This is a genomic window from Streptomyces sp. NPDC021012 (genome assembly GCF_044333355.1).
Taxonomy (GTDB): Bacteria; Actinomycetota; Actinomycetes; order Streptomycetales; family Streptomycetaceae; genus Streptomyces.
The window spans coordinates 160,558-184,072 of the sequence record NZ_JBIRQU010000003.1 but is presented as its reverse complement, the minus strand read 5'-3'; the positions used below and the strand labels follow the sequence as shown (position 1 = coordinate 184,072).

The 23,515-nt window shown below is 69.4% G+C and carries 21 protein-coding genes and 2 pseudogenes; 15 read left to right on the top strand and 8 right to left on the bottom strand.

The features are described from left to right. Positions 1–743 precede the first annotated feature (743 nt). The 5 genes from kdpB to ACH4TP_RS10590 all read left to right on the top strand — a co-directional run bounded on the left by kdpB (position 744) and on the right by ACH4TP_RS10590 (position 5,508). Positions 744–2,885 carry a potassium-transporting ATPase subunit KdpB gene (gene kdpB, locus ACH4TP_RS10610; protein ID WP_362656400.1) on the top strand — a complete coding sequence of 714 codons (2,142 nt, stop codon included), beginning with the start codon at positions 744–746 and terminating at the stop codon, positions 2,883–2,885. Positions 2,886–3,156: 271 nt separating this feature from the next. Continuing rightward, positions 3,157–3,966, top strand: a complete 810-nt coding sequence (locus tag ACH4TP_RS10605) for an SDR family NAD(P)-dependent oxidoreductase (protein ID WP_398437053.1) — start codon at positions 3,157–3,159, stop codon at positions 3,964–3,966. 14 nt (positions 3,967–3,980) lie between these two features. Beyond that, positions 3,981–4,058 carry a 50S ribosomal protein bL37 gene (locus tag ACH4TP_RS10600; RefSeq protein ID WP_371637667.1) on the top strand — a complete coding sequence of 26 codons (78 nt, stop codon included), beginning with the start codon at positions 3,981–3,983 and terminating at the stop codon, positions 4,056–4,058. A gap of 61 nt (positions 4,059–4,119) precedes the next feature. Beyond that, on the top strand, positions 4,120–4,905 hold the full coding sequence (locus ACH4TP_RS10595; RefSeq protein ID WP_398437051.1) for a GNAT family N-acetyltransferase: 786 nt from the start codon (positions 4,120–4,122) through the stop codon (positions 4,903–4,905). 105 nt (positions 4,906–5,010) lie between these two features. Then, a complete protein-coding gene (locus ACH4TP_RS10590; protein WP_398437049.1) occupies positions 5,011–5,508 on the top strand; it encodes a hypothetical protein in 498 nt (165 codons plus the stop codon). Here the strand turns inward: ACH4TP_RS10590 and ACH4TP_RS10585 are convergent. Beyond that, on the bottom strand, positions 5,494–6,252 hold the full coding sequence (locus tag ACH4TP_RS10585) for a DUF4118 domain-containing protein (protein ID WP_398437047.1): 759 nt from the start codon (positions 6,250–6,252) through the stop codon (positions 5,494–5,496). The two genes, ACH4TP_RS10590 and ACH4TP_RS10585, sit on opposite strands and share 15 nt — an antisense overlap. A gap of 184 nt (positions 6,253–6,436) precedes the next feature. Here ACH4TP_RS10585 and ACH4TP_RS10580 point away from each other — a divergent pair, with 184 nt between their 5' ends. Continuing rightward, on the top strand, positions 6,437–8,392 hold the full coding sequence (locus ACH4TP_RS10580; RefSeq protein WP_398437045.1) for an amino acid transporter: 1,956 nt from the start codon (positions 6,437–6,439) through the stop codon (positions 8,390–8,392). Positions 8,393–8,412: 20 nt separating this feature from the next. Here ACH4TP_RS10580 and ACH4TP_RS10575 read toward each other — a convergent pair whose 3' ends face one another. After that, positions 8,413–10,248 (bottom strand): APC family permease, encoded by a 1,836-nt coding sequence (locus tag ACH4TP_RS10575; protein WP_398437043.1) that lies wholly within the window; start codon positions 10,246–10,248, stop codon positions 8,413–8,415. Between the two features lie 380 nt (positions 10,249–10,628). Here ACH4TP_RS10575 and ACH4TP_RS10570 point away from each other — a divergent pair, with 380 nt between their 5' ends. Then, positions 10,629–10,790, top strand: coding sequence for a pyridoxal-dependent decarboxylase (locus tag ACH4TP_RS10570; RefSeq protein WP_398437829.1), 162 nt, complete (start codon positions 10,629–10,631; stop codon positions 10,788–10,790). Between the two features lie 633 nt (positions 10,791–11,423). Further along, positions 11,424–11,723, top strand: a complete 300-nt coding sequence (locus tag ACH4TP_RS10565; RefSeq protein WP_398437041.1) for a hypothetical protein — start codon at positions 11,424–11,426, stop codon at positions 11,721–11,723. Here ACH4TP_RS10565 and ACH4TP_RS10560 read toward each other — a convergent pair. Next, positions 11,696–12,217 carry a hypothetical protein gene (locus ACH4TP_RS10560; protein WP_398437039.1) on the bottom strand — a complete coding sequence of 174 codons (522 nt, stop codon included), beginning with the start codon at positions 12,215–12,217 and terminating at the stop codon, positions 11,696–11,698. The genes ACH4TP_RS10565 and ACH4TP_RS10560 overlap by 28 nt on opposite strands. A 796-nt stretch (positions 12,218–13,013) precedes the next feature. On the opposite strand from ACH4TP_RS10560, the gene ACH4TP_RS10555 reads away from it, so the two are divergent. The 4 genes and pseudogenes from ACH4TP_RS10555 to ACH4TP_RS10540 all read left to right on the top strand — a co-directional run bounded on the left by ACH4TP_RS10555 (position 13,014) and on the right by ACH4TP_RS10540 (position 15,950). Continuing rightward, positions 13,014–13,790, top strand: coding sequence for a hypothetical protein (locus ACH4TP_RS10555; protein WP_398437856.1), 777 nt, complete (start codon positions 13,014–13,016; stop codon positions 13,788–13,790). Between the two features lie 572 nt (positions 13,791–14,362). Further along, positions 14,363–15,019 (top strand): pyridoxal phosphate-dependent decarboxylase family protein, encoded by a 657-nt coding sequence (locus tag ACH4TP_RS10550; RefSeq protein WP_398437037.1) that lies wholly within the window; start codon positions 14,363–14,365, stop codon positions 15,017–15,019. A 398-nt stretch (positions 15,020–15,417) separates the two neighbouring features. Continuing rightward, positions 15,418–15,603: pseudogene (locus ACH4TP_RS10545) on the top strand (CorA family divalent cation transporter); the annotation flags it as partial. Between the two features lie 176 nt (positions 15,604–15,779). Next, on the top strand, positions 15,780–15,950 hold the full coding sequence (locus tag ACH4TP_RS10540; protein WP_398437036.1) for a hypothetical protein: 171 nt from the start codon (positions 15,780–15,782) through the stop codon (positions 15,948–15,950). A 246-nt stretch (positions 15,951–16,196) separates the two neighbouring features. Here ACH4TP_RS10540 and ACH4TP_RS10535 read toward each other — a convergent pair whose 3' ends face one another. From ACH4TP_RS10535 to ACH4TP_RS10515, 5 genes are all read right to left on the bottom strand, one after another. Beyond that, positions 16,197–16,664 carry a Pycsar system effector family protein gene (locus tag ACH4TP_RS10535; RefSeq protein WP_398437034.1) on the bottom strand — a complete coding sequence of 156 codons (468 nt, stop codon included), beginning with the start codon at positions 16,662–16,664 and terminating at the stop codon, positions 16,197–16,199. Between the two features lie 71 nt (positions 16,665–16,735). Beyond that, entirely contained in the window at positions 16,736–17,185 is a 450-nt protein-coding gene (locus tag ACH4TP_RS10530; protein WP_398437032.1) for a hypothetical protein, read from the bottom strand. Between the two features lie 470 nt (positions 17,186–17,655). Then, positions 17,656–19,728 (bottom strand): hypothetical protein, encoded by a 2,073-nt coding sequence (locus tag ACH4TP_RS10525; RefSeq protein WP_398437030.1) that lies wholly within the window; start codon positions 19,726–19,728, stop codon positions 17,656–17,658. Then, positions 19,725–20,624, bottom strand: a complete 900-nt coding sequence (locus ACH4TP_RS10520) for a hypothetical protein (RefSeq protein WP_398437028.1) — start codon at positions 20,622–20,624, stop codon at positions 19,725–19,727. The genes ACH4TP_RS10525 and ACH4TP_RS10520 overlap by 4 nt, the downstream gene beginning before the upstream one ends. Before the next feature lie 129 nt (positions 20,625–20,753). After that, entirely contained in the window at positions 20,754–21,395 is a 642-nt protein-coding gene (locus ACH4TP_RS10515) for a Crp/Fnr family transcriptional regulator (RefSeq protein WP_398437026.1), read from the bottom strand. 350 nt (positions 21,396–21,745) lie between these two features. On the opposite strand from ACH4TP_RS10515, the gene ACH4TP_RS10510 reads away from it, so the two are divergent. The 3 genes and pseudogenes from ACH4TP_RS10510 to ACH4TP_RS10500 all read left to right on the top strand — a co-directional run. Next, on the top strand, positions 21,746–22,087 hold the full coding sequence (locus tag ACH4TP_RS10510; RefSeq protein WP_398437827.1) for a transposase: 342 nt from the start codon (positions 21,746–21,748) through the stop codon (positions 22,085–22,087). Beyond that, positions 22,084–22,854, top strand: coding sequence for an IS3 family transposase (locus ACH4TP_RS10505; RefSeq protein ID WP_398437024.1), 771 nt, complete (start codon positions 22,084–22,086; stop codon positions 22,852–22,854). Before ACH4TP_RS10510 ends, ACH4TP_RS10505 begins: the two co-directional genes overlap by 4 nt. Positions 22,855–22,935: 81 nt before the next feature. Further along, a pseudogene (locus ACH4TP_RS10500) lies at positions 22,936–23,115 on the top strand (CorA family divalent cation transporter); the annotation flags it as partial. Between the last annotated feature and the right edge of the window lie 400 nt (positions 23,116–23,515).

Genomic DNA, 23,515 nt, shown 5'->3' with positions numbered 1-23,515 from the left:
GGTGTGGGGGTGCTCTCCGGGCCGGCCCCGGGGTGGTTTTTCATCCGTTGGGGGGGGGGGGGGGGGTTGGGGGTGTGGTTTCCCTCCCCCCCGCCCCCCCCCCCCCGGCCCGCGGCCGGCCCGGCCGCGACCCCCCTCTGGGTCACGGTCGGGCGGGGCCCCTGGCCGGACGGCCGTCGCATGGCGTTGGGCTTCAGTCGGGGCCCCCGCCCCCTGACTGTTCCCGGTACCGGCGCGATGGTCACGCGCCTGCCAGGCTCACGGTCGTCCGCCCCCCGTGCCGATCAGTCTTGACCGGATGACGACTGAAGTCGATCGCTGTTGACGCGACACTGACGCGCCGCACACGGTTTCTGACATCTCCTTGACAGACGGCGGGAGGGGCTCAAAGAAGCGGTGCAAAGAAGCCGTCAGAGCAGAGGTCGCGACCATCAGAGAGGCGTCAACGACCCCCGACACGAGTCGAGTCGGAAGCTAGATTCGTCAACCGCCGCTCACCGCCGAGGACGTCAGTGGCTCGGCTCCCTCGGCACAGGTCGCTCGGCGCCATGCCTCCCATCCGCATGCGCCGAGCCGGGCGGGCGTCCCGCCGATCGCCGCACATCTGCGGAATCGGCGGGACGCCGGGCCTACCTCTCTGTTCCTCCTTCCGCCCGAACGCACCGGCCCGCCCGGTGTGTCCTGCCGATCCAGCCGCCGCCCGCCGTCCCGGGCGGCGGCTCCTTCATGAAGGTCCTGACCCCATGAAATCCGCCGCTCCAGTCCAGCAGGCGCCTTCCTTCCCGCCCACCGCCCGACCGCCACGGCGCAGACGCAGTGTGGAGGGCGGGCTGCTCGACCCCGCCCAGATGCTCCGCTCGTTCCCCGACGCTCTGCGCAAACTGCATCCGCGGCACCTGGTCCGCAACCCGGTGCTCTTCGTCGTCGGTGTCGGATCGGTGCTCACCACGCTCTCCGCCATCGTCCACCCCTCGGTCTTCACCTGGGTCATCAGTGCGTGGCTGTGGCTGACGGTCGTCTTCGCCAACCTGGCCGAGGCGGTCGCCGAAGGGCGTGGCCGGGCCCAGGCCGAGTCGCTGCGCAGGGCCCGGACGGACACCGTGGCGCTGCGGCTGAAGCACTGGCGCTACGGCACGAATCTCCACACTGCCGAGACGGAGGCCGTCGCCGCCACCGATCTGGCGATGTTCGACTTCGTGCTCGTCGAGGCGGGCGAACTGATCCCGGCCGACGGCGACGTCGTGGACGGCGTCGCGGCGGTCGACGAGTCCGCCGTCACCGGCGAGTCCGCACCCGTGATCCGGGAGGCCGGCGGCGACCGTTCCGGTGTGACGGGCGGTACGACGGTGCTGTCGGACCGGATCGTCGTCAGGGTCACGTCCCGACCCGGCCACTCCTTCATGGACCGGATGATCGCCCTGGTCGAAGGCGCCTCACGGCAGAAGACCCCGAACGAGATAGCGCTGAACATCCTGCTCGCCGCCCTCACCGTGGTCTTCGTCCTCGTCACCGTCGCCCTGCAGCCGATGGCCGCGTACGCCTCCGCAGCCCCGTCCACCACCGTCCTCGTCGCCCTGCTCGTGACCCTGATCCCCACGACGATCGGCGCGCTGCTCTCCGCGATCGGCATCGCCGGCATGGACCGGCTCGTCCAGCGCAACGTCCTGGCCATGTCCGGCCGCGCGGTCGAGGCCGCCGGCGACATCAACACCCTGCTCCTCGACAAGACGGGCACGATCACCCTGGGAAACCGGGAGGCCTCCGACTTCGTACCGCTCCCGGGAGTCGACGAGGTCAAGCTCGCGAACGCCGCCCAGCTGTCGTCGCTCGCCGACGAGACACCCGAGGGGCGCTCGATCGTGGTGCTCGCGAAGGAACGCTTCGGGCTGCGGGCGCCTGCCGCCGGCGAGCTCGCGAACGCCCGCTTCGTCGGGTTCAGTGCGCAGACCCGCATGAGCGGCATCGACCTGCTCTGGGACAACGGTGCCACGTGCCACATCCGGAAGGGGGCGGCCGCACAGGTCATCGCGTGGGCGGAGATGTACGGCGGCAAGGTGCCGGCCGAGGCACGCCTCTGGAGCGACGCGGTCGCGGCCTCCGGGGGCACCCCGCTGCTGGTGGCCGTGCACGACTGGGACGGCCCGCGCGTCCTCGGCATCGTCCATCTCAAGGACGTCGTGAAGGACGGCATCAAGGAACGGTTCGCCGAGCTGCGGCGCATGGGCATCCGTACGGTCATGATCACCGGCGACAACCCGCTGACCGCCCGCGCGATCGCCGCCGAGGCCGGCGTCGACGACTTCCTCGCCGAGGCCACCCCCGAGGACAAGCTCGCCCTCATCAGGAAGGAGCAGGAGGGCGGCAAGCTGGTGGCCATGACGGGCGACGGCACCAACGACGCCCCCGCCCTGGCCCAGGCCGACGTCGGCGTCGCCATGAACACGGGTACGTCGGCCGCCAAGGAGGCCGGCAACATGGTCGACCTCGACTCCAACCCGACCAAGCTCATCGAGATCGTCCAGATCGGCAAGCAACTCCTCATCACCCGGGGCGCGCTGACGACCTTCTCGATCACGAACGACGTGGCGAAGTACTTCGCGATCATCCCCGCGATGTTCGCCGGCGCCTACCCGGGCCTGGAGGCGCTGAACATCATGGGGCTGCACAGCCCCACCTCGGCGATCACCTCCGCCATCATCTTCAACGCCCTGATCATCGTGGCGCTGATCCCGCTCGCACTGCGCGGCGTCCGCTACACGCCGGCGTCCGCACACGACCTGCTGCGCCGCAATCTGCTGCTGTACGGCCTCGGCGGTCTGGTCCTGCCGTTCGTCGGCATCAAGGCCATCGACCTGCTCGTGTCGACGATCCCGGGCCTCGGGTGAACACACGTCAGGGGAGCATCAGAGAAACGCCGTTGGGCTTGCCCGGGGACGCGGCCAGGGATTGGATGAGAAGCGTGAACAGCGCGTGGCTCCTGCTCGACCGGCCGCCTCATCAGGCGTCGCCGAGTCGCACGCCCCGCTGCCGTCCGGGCGCGTCCGCCCTGCGCTGACGCCTGCCCGCGCCACGTCACAGGGGCGCCGTGACCGTCGTTACCGGTCGCGGCGCCCCTCTTCTCGTACCTCATCGGCATCAACCATCCCTGGACGAACCATGTCTTCTTCTTCCCTGTCCGGACGCACCGTGCTCGTCACCGGCGCCACCTCCGGCATCGGCCACCAGACCGCGCGGCTGCTCGCCGAGCGCGGCGCGACCGTGCTCCTGCACGGCAGGACCGCCGAGGAGGCGCACGCGGCCGTCGACCGGCTCGTCACGCTCTCCGACGTGTCCGCCGAGCGGCTGTGTGCCTACGGGGCCGACTTCTCCCGGCTGGAGGAGGTCGAGCAGTTCGCCGCCCGGGTCCTCGCCGAGCACCCGCACCTGGACGTCCTGGTCAACAACGCGGGCATGGCGGCGCCCGAGCGGCACACCGTCACCGTCGACGGCAACGAGATCGCCTTCCAGGTCAACTTCCTGGCCCACTACCTCCTCACCAACCTCCTGGAGCCGGCCCTGACCTCCGCGCCGGGCGGCCGGGTGGTCAACGTGTCCTCGTCGCTGCACCGCACCGGCTCCATCCAGTGGGCCGACCCCAACCGGGCCCGCCGCTACTCCCGGCTGGCCGCCTACGCCCAGTCCCAACTGGCCCTGACCGTCTTCGCCGCCGACCCGCGCGTCACCGCCGTCTCCGTCCACCCCGGCATCTGCACCACCAGCCTGCTGCCGCTGTACGCCCACGAAGGCGTGTCGCCGGCGGACGGCGCCGCCCATGTCGTGCGGCTCTGCGACCCGGCCGTCGAGATCGTCAACGGCGCCTACTACGACCGCGACCAGCGCGTCGCCCCCGCGCCCGCCGCCACCGAGGAGCGCACCGTCAAGCGCCTCAGCAAGCTCGCCGACGTCCTCGTCGGCCACACCGCCTGAAGGAGCGACCCGCCATGTCGAAGCGCGCCCGCAAGAAGAAGGACCGCCGCAAGAAGAAGGCCAACCACGGCCGCAGGGCCGGCGCCCGCTGAACCCGACCGGGGCGGCCCGCCACCCGGCCGGCCGCCCCCTGTCCGTACCGGAGGTTCTCCCGTGATCCCTCACCCCGCCCACCAGCCACCTTCCTGCGCCCGCGTGTTCCCCGTCGGAGCGCGTGGAACCGCCGCCCTCGCCGAACACGTCCTCACCACGGGCCACGGCTCCTGGTGGACCGACCGCGCCGTCCGGCCCCGCGTCATCGCCGTCACCTGCGGCGACCACGCCCTCCTGGCCGGCGACCCCACCGCCCTCACTCCTGCCGACCTCACCCCACTGGCCGGTCTCTGCGTCGAGGCCTCCGACCGCTTCCTGCCGGTCCTCGGCGCCGCGTTCGACCGCCTGCACCCCTGGGACCGCATGCTGTACGTGCACCACACGGCCGGCGTACCGCCTCGTGTGCCCCGCGGGGTGACGGTACGGCGGCTCCGCCCCGAGGACGGTCCCGCGCTCGCCGCGATGGACCCCTCCATGAGCTGGATCCACGCCACGTGGGGCGGTCCGGCCGGCCTCGCCGCCTCCGGACTTGGCTGGGCCGCCTTCCGCAAGGGCCGTGTGCTGGCAGTGGCGTGCACGCGCTTCACCGGCAGCCGGTACGAGGACGTCGCCTGCGCCACCGACCCATCCGAGCGACGACAGCACCTCGCCCTCGCCTGCGTCCAGGGCTTGACCGACGACATCACCGCCCGCGGCAGAACCGCCACCTGGAGCTGCTCCCGCGACAACCGCGACAACCGCCTCCTGGCCTGGACCGCCGGCTTCCGCCTCCTCCGCGAGTACGTGCACCACACGACCGGACCCGTGGCCGTCAGGAACCCGTCAATTCTGCGGGCCGCCGCGTAAGGACGGCGTCGGGGCTCAGTGGCCCGGCCCGACCGCAGGCCTAGCGTGAGCGCCATGAAGCCGCCCCGTCGATTCGCCCGGCCCGTACCGTGCTCTCCCGGCGACGTGCTGTCCGACGTGGGCTGGCCGGCCGAGGCCCGTTCCGCCGTCGGATGCGCGGCCCTGCTGCTGACGGCGTCACTGACCGTCGACGTCGGCACGCACGGCCTGACCCTGCTCCGCACTGCCGGATTCATCGCTCTCGCCTCGGTGGTGCTCGTGGTCCTGTTGCCGGCGCGGGTCAGCGCCGCGCCGGACCTCCTGATCGTCCGGGGCCTGTGGGTGACCAGGACGGTCCGCACCGACCGGCTCGCGGCGCTCGCCTGGCCGACCGGAGGCACCGCGCAGCGCGTGATCCTGAGGGATGCGGAAGGCGGGCGAGCCGACGTCGATCTGCGTGTCCTGACAGCCAACCCGGCGATCTGGCTCCGGCTCGAAGCCGGCGCCCGGTCCTCCCTGCAGCGCGGCACGCTGAGCCACGCCACCAGCGATCTGGCCCGGCTGTCCCTCCATATCCACCGTGAGACGGCCCGCTCTGTCCTCAAGGTGTCAGGGCTGGACTAGATCCTTCTGCCCGTCGAGCGCGAGGGCGGCCAGGCCCGCCAGGTCGACCGCGACCAGCCGGGCCTCCAGCGACGGCGGCACGGCGCCTGGCACAGGCGTCATCACGAAGACCCCTTGGCAGCGGCCGTGCGCGACGGCCCACAGCTCGGTCTCCCCGTCCGGCCAGCCCTGTCGTTCGAAGTCCCAGATCCAGCCTTCGACGCGCAGCGATCCGTCGGGCCCCATTCTGGGCAGCGGACCGACCGCAGGCGGCGAACCATCGACGAAGCGGCAGCCTCGCAGGTCGAGGACCTCGATGAGATCCGCCCGGATCCGCTCGACGAGCTCGTCCGCCGAGCATCCGCCCGAGCGCACCAGCCTCGACAGGTCGTGCATCCTCTCCAGATGCCGCGCGTCCGAGACCGCGGCCCTGCTCAGCACCCGGGCACGGGCCGAAAGCTGGGACACGGCCAGGCCGACGAGCAGCAGCAGAAGCGCCGTCTCGACGTCGGCGCGGTCCTGGATGTGGAAGCTCTGATACGGCTCGGTATGGAAGAAGTCGAACCAGGCGACCGCCGACAAGGCAGCGAGCCCCCCGGCGAACCGGTTACCCAGGGCCGACACGGCCACGACCACGACCACGAGCAACAGCGCCAGGTTGGTGTGCGTGAGACTCGTACGCAGCGGCAGCAGCGCCAGTGCCATCAGAAACGGTGCGAGGACCGCGGCCGCCAGCGCGACCGCGTCCCGGAGTGACGTCCGCATGTACGGCCTCCTCCGTGTACGACTCCAGATTCCCTCCGGTGTGGTGGACCCGACGCCCGACCGGGCCATCTTGACGCTTCCCTGACGCGCGAACCGAGGTCGGCGACGGGCGCCCTGCTTAGGCTTGCCCGGCCGCCCGCGTGGCGGCTGAAAACGATCGCCAACGAACACCCGGGGACATCAGATGGCCACCACACAGAACGCCCGCACCGGACGATTGCGCGCGTGGATGCTGGAAGGGCTGTCCGACATGGGCAAGGGCAAGCCCTCCCGGCCCAAGGAACCGGCCGCGGACGCCGGCCACAAGGGCCAGCCCTGGTGGCGCGTGATGTGTCTGACCGGTGTCGACTACTTCTCGACCCTCGGCTACCAGCCGGGCATCGCCGCCCTAGCAGCCGGGCTCCTCTCCCCCGTCGCCACCATCGTCCTGGTGATCGTCACCCTCGCCGGCGCCCTGCCCGTCTACCGGCGGGTCGCCGAAGAGAGCCCGCACGGCGAGGGCTCCATCGCCATGCTGGCGCGGCTGCTGTCCTTCTGGAAGGGCAAGCTCTTCGTCCTCACCCTGCTCGGATTCGCGGCGACCGACTTCCTGATCACCATCACCCTGTCGGCCGCCGACGCCTCCACCCACCTGGTGGAGAACCCGCACCTGGAATCGGCCCTGCACGACAAGCAGGTGCTGATCACCATGATCCTGATCGCGCTGCTCGGCGCGGTCTTCCTCAAGGGCTTCCTGGAGGCGATCGGGGTCGCGGTGGCGCTGGTCGGCGTCTACCTCGGGCTCAACGTCGTCGTGGTCGTCACCGGCCTGTGGCACGTGATCACCGAGGGCCACGTGGTCACCGACTGGACGGCCGCCCTGACGCAGGAGCACGGCAACGTCTTCGCCATGGTCGGCGTCGCGCTGATCGTCTTCCCCAAGCTCGCGCTCGGCCTGTCCGGCTTCGAGACGGGCGTGGCCGTCATGCCGCACGTCAAGGGCGACCCGGACGACACCGAGGCCGAGCCCACCGGGCGGATCCGCGGCACGAAGCAGCTGCTCACCACGGCCGCGCTCATCATGAGCGTCTTCCTGATCACGACCAGCTTCATCACCACCGTGCTGATCCCCCAGGACGAGTTCGAGTCGGGCGGCAAGGCCAACGGCCGCGCGCTCGCCTATCTCGCCCACGAGTACCTGGGCAACACCTTCGGCACCGTCTACGACGTCGCCACGATCGCCATCCTGTGGTTCGCCGGCGCGTCCGCCATGGCCGGTCTGCTCAACCTGATGCCGCGCTACCTGCCCAAGTACGGCATGGCCCCGCACTGGGCCCGCGCCGTGCGCCCCATGGTCATCGTCTTCACCCTGGTCGCCTTCCTCGTGACCTGGATCTTCGACGCCGACGTCGACGCCCAGGGCGGCGCCTACGCCACCGGCGTCCTGGTGCTCATCTGCTCGGCCGCCATCGCCGTGACCATCGCGGCGCGCAAGGCGGGGCAGAAGGGCTGGACGATCGGCTTCGGCGTGATCTCGGTGGTCTTCCTCTACACCACGGTCGTCAACGTCATCGAGCGCCCGGACGGCGTGAAGATCGGCGCCTGCTTCATCGCCGGGATCGTCCTCATCTCACTGCTCTCCCGGCTCGGCCGCGCCTTCGAGCTGCGCGTCACGCATGTCGAGCTGGACGAGATGGCCGAGCGCTTCATCCAGGACATCTCCCGCCGCACGCCGCGCTTCATCGCCAACGAGCCGGACAAGCGTGACGCCGAGGAGTACCGGTCCAAGAAGGACCAGATCCGTGCCGACAACGACCTCCCGAGCACCGAGGACTTCGTCTTCGTCGAGGTGACGGTCACCGACCCGTCCGAGTTCGAGGCGGGACTCACCGTCCGGGGCGAGGTGCTGCACGACCGCTTCCGGGTCCTGACGGTGGAGAGCTCCTCGGTCCCCAACGCCCTCGCCGCCCTCCTCCTCCACGCCCGCGACCTCACCGGCGTCCGCCCGCACATCTACTTCGAGTGGACCGAGGGCAACCCCTTCGCCAACTTCCTCCGCTTCTTCCTCTTCGGCCAGGGCGAGATCGCCCCCGTGACCCGCGAGATCCTGCGCGAGGCCGAGTCCGACCGGGACCGCCGCCCGCGGGTCCACGTCGGCTGACGCCGTTCACTCCGCGAGGATCACTCCCCGAGGCGGAACCGGAGCCGGCAGATCGCCGCGTCCGTGTCCCTGCGGACCGCGTGGGCGACGACCGCGCCCCGCTGGTTCTGCAGGAGCCGCTGCCACAGCCGCTCCGGCTCCGCCTCCGGGATGAGCACGGTCACCCGGGTGTCCGGGCGAGCGGAGGCAAGTTCCCGTACGTACGCGGTGATCGGCCGACCGAGGGAGCGCCGCTCGGAGGGCAGGCGCACAAGCTCGACGCCCGGATTCCACAGCGCCCAGTCCCGCTCCAGGGCCTCGGTCTGGGCCTGGTCCTCCGGGTCCGGGTGGCAGACGGTGACCGCACGGACCTCGTCGCCGAGCGACACAGCAGCGGTCAGGGCCTCGCTGGTGAGACGCGTCAGCGACGAGACCGGCACCAGAACCAAGGAGTGGTCACGGTGCGGCGGCTCGGGGATGCGTCCGACACCCAGGCGCTCGCCGATCCTCCCGTAGGCACGGTGGACGCCCTCCAAGAGGGCGACGAGCAGGGGCAGGGCAAGCACGATCAGCCAGGCGCCGTCATGGAACTTGGCGGCGGTGACGACCACCGCGGACACGCCCGTGAGCAGCGCTCCCAGGCCGTTGAGCAGGGCCTTGCCCCACTGCCGGGTGGCGCGCCAGTGCAGCACCATCCCGGTCTGCGCGATCGTGAAGCCGACGAAGACGCCGATCGCGAAGAGCGGGACGAGCGTGTTCGTGTCGCCGCCGGAGAACACAAGCAGCGCCGCGGAGACGAGGGCAAGCCAGACGACGCCGTGCCGGTGCACCTGCCGGTCCGCCTTGAGCCCGAAGACATGCGGCACGTAGTTGTCACGAGCCAGCAGCTTCAGCAGGACGGGCAGACCGCCGAACGAGGTGTTCGCGGACAGCGCGAGCAGCACCATGGTGGCGAACTGGACCACGTAGAAGGCCCAGTTGTGGCCGAGGGAGGCATCCGCGAGCTGGGCGAGCACCGTGACGCCTTCCACCGGCTGAAGACCGAAACGGGAGATCAGCACCGAAAGACCGATCAACATCACACCGAGCAGGGCACCGAGGGCCACCTCCGCACGCATGGCTCGCCGGGCGGCCGGGGCGCGGAAGGACGGCACCGCGTTGGCTATGGCCTCCACCCCGGTCAGCGCCGAGCAGCCGGAGGCGAAGGCCTTCAGGAGCAGGAGCGCGCCGACGGTGGTGGCGTTGTCCGCCAGGACGGACGCGTGCCCTGCGGACGCCTCGGTGGAGGCCGGTGCGTCGCGGAAGAGACCGATGGCGATGATGACGAGGATCGCGCAGACGAAGACGGCGGTCGGGACGATGAAGGCGCGGGCAGAGTCGACGATCCCGCGCAGGTTCACGGCGGTGATCAGCACGAGCACGCCCAGGCAGATGACCAGCCGGTCGTCGTACAGGCCGGGGAAGGCGGACGTCAGCGCGGCCACACCGGCGGTGACGGCCACGGCCACGTTCAGCACGTAATCGAGGACCAGCGAGCCCGCCGCGACCAGGCTGGTCCGCCTGCCAAGGTGCGCCTTGGCCACCGCGTACGAACCGCCGCCGTCCGGGAACGCGGCGATCACCTGCCGGTACGAGGCGACCAGCACGGCCAGCAGAACCGCGATCGCCAGCGTCACCGGCATGGTGAACCCGAGCCCATACCCGCCGGCAGCTGCCAGCACCAGCACGACGGCCTCGGGCCCGTACGCCACCGACGCCATCGCGTCCAGCGACAGCGCCGCCAGCCCGGTGACGGCGGTCAGCTTGTGTCGCGCCCCGGTATCAGGCGGTTCCTCGGCACCGGGTACGGCGTCCTTCTCGGCGGTCAAGGTGGTCATGCGGACGGACTCCTTCGGAATTGAGCTCCGCTCAGCGTCCGCTCCCGCCTTGGGCATGTCTGCCCTTCCTGGCGCGTTCTTGGCGCTGCCCGCGCCTCTCCTGACAGCTCCTTGACGCCGCACGGCTGATCCGCCGGACCCGCCCGAACCTGGTTCCTCACCCGGCGCGGTTCCGGCGACGGCCCCGCATTCGACCGCGACCACGCCCGCCTCACCCTCTACTACAGCGCCCAGGCGCGCATGTCCGTCGTCAAGGCAGCCGCCTGCATCGGTCTGCCTGCCCACCGGTCGCGCCTCGTCGCCACCGATGCGTACAACCGGCTGGACACCACCGCGCTGCACGCCGCGGTCGCCGCCGACCTTGACGCGGGTCTGCTGCCATCTGCACCGTCACCACGCTGGGCACTACCGTCACTGGGGCCGTCGACCCGCTCGAACCGGTCACGGACCCGTGCCGGAGCCTAGGGATGTGGCACCACGCGGACGGGGCCCGGGGCGGACTCGGCGGCGTCGATTCGCTGACCGTGGACCCGCACCCCTGACAAGTCCCTGACCAGCGGTTTTGGCATCCAAACGAGCGCTGGGGAGAATCCGGGGAGAAACGACCGGGCTCGCGGGTCTGTCAGCCGCACGTCGGAGCAACGCGGGTTACCCCTTGGCGGCGTCTGCGGAACCGGACGGCGTCGGACCACATCACGGACAGTGAGATCGGCAAAGGACGAAGCGGGGGCTCCGCGCAAAGGAGGGCGACGGACGGGCCTGGGGTTCGACAACCCCGGGATACGCAGCAACCTCTCCGGAGGCGCGGGCTCATTCGTGAGCATGGACAGCGAGCCGCCCCCAAAGCGCTCCCGACCTGCCCGGACACGCCCCTTCCGCAACGCACTTCAGGGCTGGGCCCCGATGTCGGGCCCCAGGCGTCGTGTGTCCCGCTCTGGGCGGATGGCCGGTCAGGAACGGCGCCACGAGGCCCGACAGGGTGCCGATACCGGCGACAACGCCGAAGACGGCGCCGCGCTGGGCAGGGGGGACGACCTCGGCGGTCGTCATGTAGTGGAGGGGGATGGCGATCGCGGTGCCGCCGAAGGCCAGCGCGATCAACACGAGCCGTGGACCGGACGCGTCGACGAACGGGAACGCCTCCATCGCGCACCCCGCAGAACGGAGCACGCCCCATGAACAGTAACCGCCACCCCACCCCGCGGAACAGCACCTCGCGCATCCACCGTGCCCGCCGGTGGATCTCCCGTCGACGCAGCGCCGTACTCTCCAGCGCCCTGAGAGGCGCCGCGTACGGCATCGGCGCCTGCATCGTCGGCGCCTGCTTCTACCGGCTCCAGCAGCAGCACACCGGCAGCATCGGCCACGGAGCGGGCTTGCGGACGCGCGTGGTCGGAAACGAGCTTGCCGCACGCCTGACCGAGACCGCGATCGGCCCGAACGACTGCTATCCGGCCGGCTGCAATGCCCAGTAGTGCGGTTCGATGGGGGCCTGCCTCACCACGATTCGGCCGGTGACGCCGGGATCGTCCACGACCTTTCCGTACGAGGGTGAGAAGTCGCCGGGTGTGTGCTCGATGTCGGCCCACACCACGCTGCCGGGCCCGTCGGAGCCGTAGGAGACGGTCCACTCGGCGTACCTGTCACCGCAGTTGGTGACCGACACGCTGTGGTACGACGTCACCTTCAGGCAGGTGCGCGGGTCCGAGCCCGACGGGGAGACTTCCATCATTCCGTCGGAGCGTCGCAGCACCTGCCAGTTCGCCGAGGTGGACGCGGTCTCCGCACAGTCGCCCAGCGACACCACGCCGATACTCGCGTGTGACTTGGGCCAGACCAGACACTTGCCGTCCGTGAGAGCCGCGAACCGGTAGACCCCGTCGACGAGCGGAGCAGCGTGGGCGGGTTGCGCGAGGGCCGCGGTGGCCGCGAGCGCGGCGGCCGTGACGGCGATGACGCGTGAACGCATGGGGTGAGACTCCTCGAGCAGCCGTGGTCGATCCGATCACACGGCACAGACGCGGTGGAAAGCAGCCGCCGCCGGAGACGGCGGCGGCACTGATCCTGGAACACCGGTTCCGCCGGCGGGGGCTTGCGGCGGCGGCTGCCACTCGTCTGGCCGAACCGTGTCATCCGATGGAATGGCGGTTCGGGATGCGGCCTCGCCGCCGAGAACTCCGTGATCACTATCAGGGGGATAGATGCCGCCCTGTATGCGTCAGGCCGTCAGGCCCGCCACGTTCAGGGTGTAGGCCATCAGAGGATCGCAGGAGCGGGGTCCAGGGTGTGGCCGTCCAGGGGAACCATCACCTTCATTGTCTCCTCCGCCGCGCCGATGAACAGCGCCGGGCGCAGTGCGGTGGTATCCCTTCGGCCGCGCGCGGCGTTGTGGACGACATGAGGCTGGCGGATCGGGCGGCGCCCGGCGTCGAAGAGCCGGCCGATTAGGTGGTGGAGGCGCAGTCTCCACCACCGTGGACAGGGTCGGTGGACAGGAAGCATCCGGTCGTGGGGTTGTAGAAGCGGGCGCCCATGGGGACGAGGCCGGTGAGGGCTTTGGAGTGTTGTCTGGCACCGAGCCAGCCCGGCTCGGCCGGCCCTCGACCAGACGTACCTGTTGACCTTCGACCTTGACCAAACGCATAGGGGCACCCCCGCTGGGAGCTCGTACGGGTGAACCGGTCCTTCAACTCCGCCCGGCCGAGCCCTGAAGCCCTACGGTGTGGCCTCGGCTGACAGGACGGACAAAAGGAGACGTACTGCATATGGACACCATCCCCGGCGCGCGGCGCCGGTCCCGCCTTCGTTCCATCTGCCGTACGCGAGCGGGGGTCGTCGGTCTCATGGTGATGGCCGGGGCACTGCAGTCCCTGGCCACCGCCGCTCCCGCCCACGCCCTTGAGACGCGGACCTACAGCACGCCGGGAACCTACACCGTCACGGTGCCCAGCGACGTGACCTATATCGCGGTGAGCCTGACCGGCGGGGGCGGCGGGGGCGGCGGCGTTGGATCCGGCCCCGCGTTCGGGGACGGCACGGCCCAGCCAGGCGGCGGTGGCGGAGGCGGAGGCGCGAATTCCTCCTGTTTCCTGCCCGTCAAGCCCGGCGACAGGATCACCATCACCGTCGCCGCGGGCGGCGCCGGCGGGCCGGCCAGTGGATTGGACCGAGACGGCGCATCCGGTGGGAACTCCGCCGTCACGGTCAACGGCACAACCGGCGGCGCCAGTGCGCAGGGCGGCGCCGGCGGGCACCACAGCGCGAACGCCTTTCCCGGCACCGGAGGCGCAGGAGGCGATCGCGGAATGAGCTGGTGCGTCGGCAGCTTCGCCGACCTCTACACGGGCCAGGCAGGCGCCGCAGCGAATGCCGATACCCGCGCGGGAGGCACCGGCGGCGCACCCGGGGCCGTTCCACCCAGCAGCTGCGGAGCCGGTGCGGGCAGCGGCGGAGCGGGCGGATCGGGCTCCGCAAACGGACTTGCCCACCAGCACACCGAAAGCCTCCCCGGCGCGAACGGTTGCGTCGTCCTGACCTACTGACACATCCCGTCGCCCGTCTCGTTGGCACCTCGCCGCGAGCCGGCCTGCCGAGTCGTGTGCCGCAGGGGGCGGCGGGGCAGGCCGGCGGTGTTTCAAGCGGGCGGACGGCTACGGCCTGGTGTCGATGACGGCTTCGATGGGGGACGGTGTTCTCGAAGGTGCCGGTCGGGCTGAACTCGGTGAGTTCACCTGGCTTCTCCCCAGACGCCCCGGCCTTCAGGCCGGGGCGGAATGGGTCCTCGGACCGGAGCACGCAGCGGCGGAGTTCTCCGCGCACCCGTTCTGACCCTCGCTCTCTTCCGTTGTCATCCGGGGCTCTTGGGTTCTGAATCATGACGGCGACAGCCGAGACGAAGGCCGGGCATGCCCGGTACACCTTCCGGATAGGTGTGTCGTCAGGTGCGCTCGCCCGGCTTGAGGCCGAGTGGGCGCGCCGCCGGTGGGTCCGCAGCTTCTCGCTCCGGGCATCGAAGCTCAGCACCCGCTTGGTCAGCGATCCCACGAAGTTGTCAAGCGAGAACTCGGCGTCCTTGGCGAACAGTTCGTCCATGCCGATGACGTAGAGGTTCTCGATGCCCCGAGCGACGACGCGGTTCAGACGGGGCGAGCCGGCGCGTGCGGAGCAGGTCAACCACGCGGACGGGGCCTGGGGCGGACTCGGCGCCGCCGTGCCAGCCCTGGCACCCAGATACGTGGGCGTCGGCGGCGTCGATTCGCTGACCGTGGACCCGCACAAAACCCTCAGCGTGCCGGTGGGATGCGGGGCATTGCTCCTCCCGGATCCCGAGCACCTGCACACCGCCTTCGCCCACCAGGCCTCCTGCCTCACCGCCGGGGAACCGGATGCGCTGCCCTGGCTGTCCCATGCCACGATCGAGCTGACCCGTCCCGGCACCCGGGCCCTTGGCCTGTGGGCCACCCTGCACCACTTGGGCCGCGACGGCGTCACCGGCTTGATCGAGTACTACCTGACCCTCGCCGACGGGCTGCGTGAGCGGATCGCCGCCGAACCCCGGCTGCAACTCCTGGAAGGCGGCCCGTGGCCGGTCGCCTGCTTCCGGATCACCGACCCGGACGGAGGTGAGCCGGATGCCCTACACACCCGCATCGCCCGCCGACTCCAGGACAAGGGACGCGTCTACCTCGCCACGTCACCGTCCAGGGCCGCACCGTCCTGCGCGCCTGTCTGTGCAACTACCGCACCACCACGGACGACCTCGACCTGCTGATCCGTGAAGTCCTCCACGCCGCCGACGCCGAGCACTCCGTCGCCGGGACCGATCAGCCCCCGCGGCATGGATTGACCGACCTCTTCGATGAAGGGCCACACGGCGACCACGAATAGTCGCGTCGGAACGAGCAAGGGCCACCGGCTACAGACCCCTGACTCGGCTACGCTGCGCGACGCGAGCGGCACGCGAATCCCGCCCCTGGCCAGCACGGATCCGCCCCTCAAGGCAGCTGCCGCTGGGGAGAATCTGGGGAGAACGAGCCGCCCTGGGGAGCGGCTGGGGAGAATCGACCGCATAAGACAGCGTCAACGTGAAAGCCCCGGAAAGCTGCAAACTCGCAGGTCAGCACAGCTCATGCAACGATCCACGCAGGTCAGCGCATTGAGGGCGACGACTTCAAGAAGATCTCCTCGTGGGCCGCCATCCTCTTCGCCCCCACCCTCGTGGGAACGGTCTACGGCATGAACTTCGAGACCATGCCGGAGCTGCACTGGGCGGCAGGGTATCCGTTCGCGATCCTGCTGATGGCGGTGGTGTGTACGAGCCTGTACGTGATCTTCAAGAAGCGGGATTGGCTGTAACGAACTGCCTCGCACGCTTGATCGCCTCGCCGAGGAAAACACACCCACCTGGCGAGGCACGTGAAGACCAAATCCAGGGACGAAACACCCAGTTAGCCGCCCGCCTTCTCGGCGTCGTCCGGGGCATCGCCGGTACCTTCTCCGTCCTCGACGACCTCATCCTCTTCCTCCGCCACATGCTCACCCCTACCCAAACGGCCTTCCGCCCCGCCTGGATCAAGGGCTCCCTCCACCTCCGGACCGGCTCCCTCACTCCCACCCAAAGCCTTTTCTGGCACCCCGCCCATGGCACCAACCCGGCCGAGGACGTCTGGGTCAACTACGGCTTCGTCGGCACGGGCATGTGAATCAGCCCAGCCCAGAGCTGCTGGGCTGTCCTGTTCACCAACAAGGTCCACTTCACCCGCGACCGCGGACCCTTGACCGAGATCCGGACCAGGTTCAGAGCCACTCTGTTCGCCTAGCCAAGTCCCTTGGCGCGCCGCGCTACGGTTTTTTCCCCGCAACGTAGTCACGACGATGCCGAACGACGTAGCCGAGCAAGGCCTTGCGGGCCCAGGTACAGCAGCACCGAACCCCCCACTCGAGGCTGGTCAGCGACCGAGCACAACGGCCAGGAAGGCCGCGGTGATCGCCGGTAGCAACATGACGATGGCGTACCGCACGCAGCGGTTCTTGGCTCGGGCGATTCTGCTGGTCTCCCTCAGCGCACGGAGTAGCCGGGGCTGTGGATCCGCGCCGTCCCGCCTGAGCCCAGTCGACAAGTCGGCGCGCATCTCTGCACGCACCACGTCTTCGTAGTATGCGAGGAGGCCGCGCCTCTCGTCGGCTCTCGCCCCACGGCGCGGGGCGAGAGCCAGGAGCAGGAAGACCAGCGCCCCGGTCGTGGTGGCCGCTGCCGTCCACCACAAAGGGACGGCCCACAAGACATCGAGGGGACGCCGTACGAGAAGGAGCCCGAAGAGTGTCCCTCCAGTAGCCAGAAGAATGGCCGCCTTGCCGTCAGCCCGGCCGATCTCCAAATAGTTCTGTGCGATGAGTTCTCGCGACAGAACCACCACGTGGTCCGCGTCCGAGGAATGGTGTTCGGGCCGGGCTCTCAAATGGGCGAGGCGAGACAGTGGAGCCCGCATCACGGCGCCCCTCCGTGGAAGCCGTTCATGCCGCTGCGCGGTTCGCCCGCGTCCCCCATCCTGCGCAATACCTCATCGCCCTGGGGTACGCCGACTTCGCTGAGGAGGCGCGCCAGGTTCACCCCGACGAAGCCCCGGTCCTCCTTCGTCAGTCCCTGGAGCGTTGCGGCCAACGTCCGCTCCCATCCGTCCCGCTCGGTGAGCAGCTTGTCGTGTGCGACCGTCCAGTCGAGTACCTCCCTGGCCTGGTCGGGATGGTGGAGCAGCCAGAGCGCCGCCAGACCGACCGGCCCGCCGGCCACCACCTCGCGGTAGAAGCGGTACGCCTCGCGGTGGGCCTCGCCGAAGCCCGGTGGAAGGAGGAGTTCGGCAGGATGGCTCGAAGCCGGCAGAAGGCCGGCTGGGGGGTCCAGGAACCAGTAGGTCAGGCCCGTCCCGTCGATACTCATTGGCTGACCGGGAGGCTCGACCTGAGCGGTCCCGTACAGGGTCGGCGGCTGTCGAAGAGGGTCTGAAGCACCCGGCAGTCCGGATTTTCCACGGATGGCATGGTCGATAAGCCGACGCGCGGCGTCCTCCGTGAGACCACTCCGTGCCGCGAGCACTGGGTTGCTGACGTTCCAGGCGACTTCGTAGCGCGCTCGCGCAGGCGTTGATGTCACGGGGCCCCGGCGTGACACCTCCACCACGATCCGGCGTTCCGAGAGCGAGACCCACCCGATCAAATCGAACTCCTGGCGGAAGGTCGCCCCGATCGACGGTCGGGGGTATCCCCAGATGTCTCCACCTCGGGGTGGCTCGAGGCGGTCCCCCTCCTCATCCGAGAGGAAGACGAGCGCGCGCTCTGAAGACGATCCGAACCGTTGCCGCAGCAGCTTCCGAACGGGGGATGACCGGACTGGCGTAAGCAGTGGCCTGCTCATGACGCACTCCTCCTTCGCGATGCATTCGTGTGGTCTCGATGGCGCGCCAGTAGGAAACGGATGACTCCCCGCCGCTGGCGAGCGGTACGGGAGAGCTCGCTCAGCAAGTGGTCGAAGGCCGTCCTCTGGAACATGTCGGGGTCGGCTTCGACCCGCCCAAGTCCTTGGGCCACCGCGTCGTACGTGGCCGGGTCGTCAAGACCCAGCACGACGAGCGCGAAGCCCTGCGCGGGGTGGCGCTCCAGAGTCCGGGCCAGACTCATGCGTACGGCACCCGGTGTGCCCGGCTGGGGGAACGTCGAGAGCGACATGGAGTGGATCACGTGCACCGCCAGCGAATGACGGGGGGTTCCTCGGCCGGCTTCCAACCACCTCGTCACCGTCTCCAGGACCTCGATGTGGTTCGCCTCCTCGGTGAGGAGGGCGCCCAGCGCGAAGGAGACGGTGGAACGCAGTTTCGCGTCCAACTCCGGAGAGGAGCCGTCGAGGACGGTGTCCAGAAGTTTGAGGGCTGCGGTCGGCCGGGCGAGACCGTAGCTACCCGCACATGTCTCGGCGACCGTGCAGCGGAGAACGGCAGATGACCGGCTCCACCGGCGCATCTGCTCCTTGACCGCACCGGACACCAGGGGGTGCTGGACGATCTCTCCCAGCGCGACTGCGACCAGACGTCGGCGCCAGCGGTCGCCCGAGGAGGCGAAGCGGTGCAGCTGCGTCAGCGCGCCGGGGCCGGTGGCATGTGCGAGCACCCGGCCGATCGCTTCTCCGGCGGCCACATCCAGACCCGGCTGATAGCGCAGTTGCTCCAGCGCCCCCCACAGCACGTCTGGCATGCCCTCGAAGTCCAGCCAAAGATGGCGCAGGAGTGTCGCGGAGCGGTGCCTGCCGGAGAAGACGATCTGCTGCACGGGGTAGCGGTACCGGTCGGCGGGAGAACTACGAGGTGCCAGTGCACGTGCGCCGATGGCTTCGAGCCGATCCCCGAACGAGGGGCCGAGGACATCCGACGGCTGATCCTCCAGGACCTCCTTCTGCCCCGGCTTGGCAGGACGCGCACTGAGCAGAGGGCGCATTGCTGTGGCGAACTGTTCGATCACCGTGCGGTCCTGTCCCGCGAGCAGAGCGACGGCCGCCATCAACGAGACCTCGGCGGCACTGTGTCGGGCCTTGGCGAGCGCGGAACGGGCGGCGGCCTCGGTGCCGGTCAGGAGTTCCTCGAGCACGGACCCGATCGGTGCCGACGTCTCCGCACACTGCCGCAGCCCGTCCGACAGGTCGACTGCGTCGCCAGGCAGCGGATGTGCCGAGAGGTAGTCGGTGCACTCAGGTGAGGCCAGGTGCCCCAGTGCGGCATCCAGTTGTGAGCTGTCGAGCCTTCCTTCAGCGGCCACGAGCCGCAGTCGCCTCTCAGCTACCTCATGCGGTCCGGGCGCGGCATGTACCTCTTCCCACCGGCTGGTGCCTGATGGCAACCGGGCGTCCTGTGCCATCGTGACGACCAAGTGCGCCCCGGCGTCGTGCAAGGCCCCGGCCAGGCCCGCCAGTCGCACGCCGTCGAGAGAGCGGGCGGATGCCGCCGGCAAACCCTGTAGGAGGTACCCGCGGCCGGCCTTCGGCCGCCACGTCGACAAGTCCGCCATCGCATCCAGGCCCGTGACACCACCCTCTCCGTGCCTTTCAGCGAGAAGGGCGAACGCCGCCGTGTCGGCGCCCGTTCCAGCCCTCGCCTTGAGCAGCACGATCCGACTGTCCAGCACCTTCCGGCAGCGTGCATACGACGGCGGCTCGACGAATCCGTACAGCCTGTCGCGTACCTCTTCCGCCGGATAAGGCCCCTCGCGCAGGCGCGGCTTGAGGATTCGCTCGGTGGCTTCGTCGCTCCACGCACTGATGTTCAAGTACGTGAAGTCGCCGCCGATATTCCCCATCAACGCGACTCCGCTGTCCACCCGTTGGCGGCCCTCATGGATGGCACTGCGCTGACCAACTCCCGAGACAACCGACGGATCAGGCTGGACGGTGTCCGGTTGGATGTCCGGTTCGGCGGCCGGGCCGGGCCCGGCGTTCACCGGTCGCTCCCGTCGCCGGTTCGCTTGTCACCCGCGACGTTGTCTCCGCTGCCCCAGTGCTGGTTGGTTCCGCGGTACGTGGTCGCGGGTGCGGTATAGGTGAAGTCACGACCGACGTTGCCCATCACTGCGGCTCCTTCCCCGACATGCTGGAAGTTTCCGCTGTACTCCGTTCCGGAACCCTTGTCCGGTGCCACGGCGAGCGCCGTCGGCACCGCAGCTACGGGTTCCTCACGCGGCCGGATACCCGCCCGCACAAGGTTCCCGGAGGGCGAAGGAACGTACAGCCAGGCCCGCTGCGAGAAGTTCTTGCCTTCGACGGTGGCCGACACTTCGACGCACCGGTCGGGGTGGAGCCCCGTGTAGGCGCCCAACACGACGTCTTCGTAGACTCGCTCCGAGACGATTGCGGCGAGGTGGGTCACCTCCTCGCTCGCTGCGGCGAGGATGGCCTTGACCGGACGCGAATCCAGGAGCCGGTGCATGTCGTTGCGGGCCGTGCCGTTGCCGTCCCCGGGCTCACCCCCATCGGGCAGCGGGCCAACGTGGATGCTGGCCCGGAGCCTGATCCGCGGACCGACGGCCTGCCGGTTGTACGAACCGAGCACGTCGTCGAGGACGCCCAGGAACGGCCAGAGCACGAAGGGCAGGTGCACCGGATCGAACCCGAAGACGACGCCGTCCCCCGTATTGGCGGGAAAACGCTGGGCATCGCGCAGCTGGTGCAGGTCGGCCCGCTCAAGGGCCTGGTCCACCAACTGAGGAATGAGCTGGCTGACCGGGCCGTGTTGAGCGGCCGGCAGGCCGGTGAAGTCCTTCGCGTCAACAGCGAACAGGGCGCGGTAGGGCGGGAGCGGTCGGCTTTCGGCGTACGGAACAGGCACGGGTACAGACATACGGGGTCTCCTCACGGACAGTCCGGCAAGTAGCCGTAGTCGGGCTGCTTCGAGGTTCCATCCGCGCCGCTCCGCCGAGTGCACAGCACTGGGCGCACGGGATGTGTCCCGGGTCACAGACTGCCGCCCTCAGTCGGTCGCCGCCCAGCGCTGCAGGGCTTCCACGTCCCTGATGACGATCACCCGCCGCGCTGTCTCGACCAGCCCGACGGCCCGCAGCTGTCCCAACCCGCTGATAACCGCATTGCGTGTCACGCCGATCGCCTGCGCGACCTCTTCCTGGTTCAGCCCCGTTAGCCGGACGGGGCTGCTCCCAGGCATCTGATCAGTGAGCACGGCCAGCCTCAGCAGCGTGCGCGCCAGTCGCACGACCAAGGGCAAGGTCTGCAGTTCGGCTCGGTAGATGTCGGACTCGCGCATCCTGGCGAGTGCCTGACGCATCAAATGCATGACCAGTCCGCGCTCCTCGACGAACCGGACGAAGCGTTGTGCGTCCAGAACGACAGCGGTGCAAGGCGTCAGGGCAATGACGTCCGCCGTACGTGAGGTTCCGTTGAAGACCGAGACTTCTCCAAGGAGGTCCCCCGGCCCTCGAAACGCGAGCCACGTCCTGGCGCCATTCGGTTCTCGGCAAACCACCTTGGCCAACCCAGAGGTGAGGGCGAGGAGGTGCGTCCCCGGGGATCCCTGCCGCAGCATCACGCTGCGCTCGGAGTACATCCTTGTCACACCTTGACTGCGCAGGTCGCGCCAGACTTCATCGGACAGCACGTGTCGCCTTCCCATCACGTCCACCCCGGTGCACATCGGACCCACGAGTTGTACGCCGATGTCGCGGGCGGCATCGACGATCAGATGACGTTGACCAAAAGCAATCGTGGCGGTCCAGCTCAGCTCGCTGCTCGGCCGCGAGTGCCGGCACCTGCTCTTGTTAAGGCCGAAACGGCTCGTCGTAGCCCATCGGCGACCCACCGTGCTTTTCGAGGGGGAGCTTCGCCCATGCGCCGAATCTGCACCACTCAAGCCTCGCACCACACTGCCGGCGCGGCAGCCAGGCAAGTCTGTTCATGACGGACGGGCCTTGACCCCGGATTTTGGACGCCGGAGAGACTTGGATCTTGATGGTCCAGGGGAACGGAGTCCCTGTGGGGAGGCAGTACTACCCCGCCGGGTCCAAGGCGGACGCGGTCGCGTTGTACCGGTCGAGGCCGGGCGCGACGATCAAGTCTGTCGCCACCGGTCCGGAAGTGAACACCGAGACACTGCGGAACTGGGTCCGGGCTGCCGACGGGCGGCGCTCCGGCTCCTCGAAGAAGGCCGCGCCGACGACCGCGGCGAAGTCGGGTGACGACTGCGTTCAGGCGGAGCTGGGCGCAGCCCGCAAGAGGATCCGCGACCTGGAGGAGAAGCGCGACATCCTCCGCAAGGCGGCCCGGCATTTCGCGGCGGAGACGCGCTGGTGAACCGCTGCCCGTTCGCCGAAGATCACCAGCGCCGGTCCGGCGTGAAGCGGCTCCGCGTCATTTTCGGCCTCTCCCGCTCCGGCTTCTGCTACTGGCGCCGCACCGCGGCCGCGCGGACGGTCCGCCAGGCTGCCGAGCCAGAGCTCGCTGATCGGATACGCGAGGTCCACCAGGACTCCGACGGCACCTGCAAAGCCCCCAGGGCCACCGTCGAGCTCCGCGACGAGGGGACACGGATCAACCACAAGCGTGTCGCCAGGACCACGCGGACCGTCGGGCTCGAGGGCGTGCGTCCGCGCCGCCGACACCGCACCCCCGTCGCGGACCAGGCCGCGGCGAAGGCGCCGGATCTGATGGGTCGTGACTTCACCGCCGACGCGGTGGACACGAAGTACGTCGGCGGCATCACGTACCTGCCGGTCAGCGGCGCGAAGCCGCTCTGTCCGGCCACCGTCATCGACCTGTCCTCACGCCGGCCGGCCGGGTGGGCCATCGCCACCGATGCCCTGGCGGCCGCTGAGCGAACCCGCGGCAGTCTCACCGGAGCGGTCATGCACACCGATCACGGATCGCAGTGCACGAGCAGGGCCTTCGCTGAGGTCAGCAGGTCAGCAGGGGTTCGGCCAACGATCTCCGATCGCCTACGAGAACGCCTTGCCGTCGACAACAACTACCCTGGCCCAAGCCACAGAGACGTGTTCAAGATTCGGGGCCAAGGCCTGTGGGCGTTTGGGGATAATCGGCCGCGCGAATCGGCATCATCGTGAAATCGCTGGAAACGAGCGAAGTCGCAGACCAGTACACCTCATGCGGATATCTGCGCATGTCAGCAGTCCGAGGGTGACGACTCCAAGAAAATCTCCTTGTGGGCCGCCATTCTATTGCACCCACGCTGGTGGGAACAACTTACGGAATGAACTTCGACAATACGCCGGAGCCGCACTAGGCGGGGGGGGCACCCCTCCACAGTGGCACTGATGGCGGTGGTGTGCACGAGTCTGTACGTGGTCTTCAAGCGGATAGGCTGACTGCGATCACCTACCCCGACACCTTGATTCACTTAGCATGAGCAAATCTTAGAGATCGCCCTCAGAGACATCCCGAGGAGAATGGGCGGGAGACGGCCAGTCGAGCACGACGTCTCCGCCTCACCGGGGCGGCGGCGCCGGGCATAGTGGCCGCTGACCGCATTCCACGGGAACAGGTCATTTGACGCACACCGCATTTCTCCCTTGCGGCGCGCGGGCGAGCAGCCGCATGCGTGAGGACGTTCGGCCGTTGCGGGAGGTCTCACTGCCGCCGTGCCGCATCAGCCCCGAGCACGGCTCGCCCTGCTTGGACATGGACTAGTTTCGACCGCACCGCACCAGCCTCGGCCCCCGCCCGCGCGGCCGGCGTTGCCAACGCGGCCCGTTTCCTTCTGAACAG

Coding starts and splice junctions, on each gene's coding strand:
- kdpB (WP_362656400.1), top strand. CDS start 744: ATGAAATCCGCCGCTCCAGTCCAGCAGGCGCCTTCCTTCCCGCCCACC.
- ACH4TP_RS10605 (WP_398437053.1), top strand. CDS start 3,157: ATGTCTTCTTCTTCCCTGTCCGGACGCACCGTGCTCGTCACCGGCGCC.
- ACH4TP_RS10600 (WP_371637667.1), top strand. CDS start 3,981: ATGTCGAAGCGCGCCCGCAAGAAGAAGGACCGCCGCAAGAAGAAGGCC.
- ACH4TP_RS10585 (WP_398437047.1), bottom strand. CDS start 6,252: ATGCGGACGTCACTCCGGGACGCGGTCGCGCTGGCGGCCGCGGTCCTC.
- ACH4TP_RS10580 (WP_398437045.1), top strand. CDS start 6,437: ATGGCCACCACACAGAACGCCCGCACCGGACGATTGCGCGCGTGGATG.
- ACH4TP_RS10575 (WP_398437043.1), bottom strand. CDS start 10,248: ATGACCACCTTGACCGCCGAGAAGGACGCCGTACCCGGTGCCGAGGAA.
- ACH4TP_RS10565 (WP_398437041.1), top strand. CDS start 11,424: ATGAACAGTAACCGCCACCCCACCCCGCGGAACAGCACCTCGCGCATC.
- ACH4TP_RS10560 (WP_398437039.1), bottom strand. CDS start 12,217: ATGCGTTCACGCGTCATCGCCGTCACGGCCGCCGCGCTCGCGGCCACC.
- ACH4TP_RS10555 (WP_398437856.1), top strand. CDS start 13,014: ATGGACACCATCCCCGGCGCGCGGCGCCGGTCCCGCCTTCGTTCCATC.
- ACH4TP_RS10550 (WP_398437037.1), top strand. CDS start 14,363: ATGCCCCGAGCGACGACGCGGTTCAGACGGGGCGAGCCGGCGCGTGCG.
- ACH4TP_RS10540 (WP_398437036.1), top strand. CDS start 15,780: ATGCTCACCCCTACCCAAACGGCCTTCCGCCCCGCCTGGATCAAGGGC.
- ACH4TP_RS10530 (WP_398437032.1), bottom strand. CDS start 17,185: ATGAGTATCGACGGGACGGGCCTGACCTACTGGTTCCTGGACCCCCCA.
- ACH4TP_RS10520 (WP_398437028.1), bottom strand. CDS start 20,624: ATGTCTGTACCCGTGCCTGTTCCGTACGCCGAAAGCCGACCGCTCCCG.
- ACH4TP_RS10510 (WP_398437827.1), top strand. CDS start 21,746: ATGGTCCAGGGGAACGGAGTCCCTGTGGGGAGGCAGTACTACCCCGCC.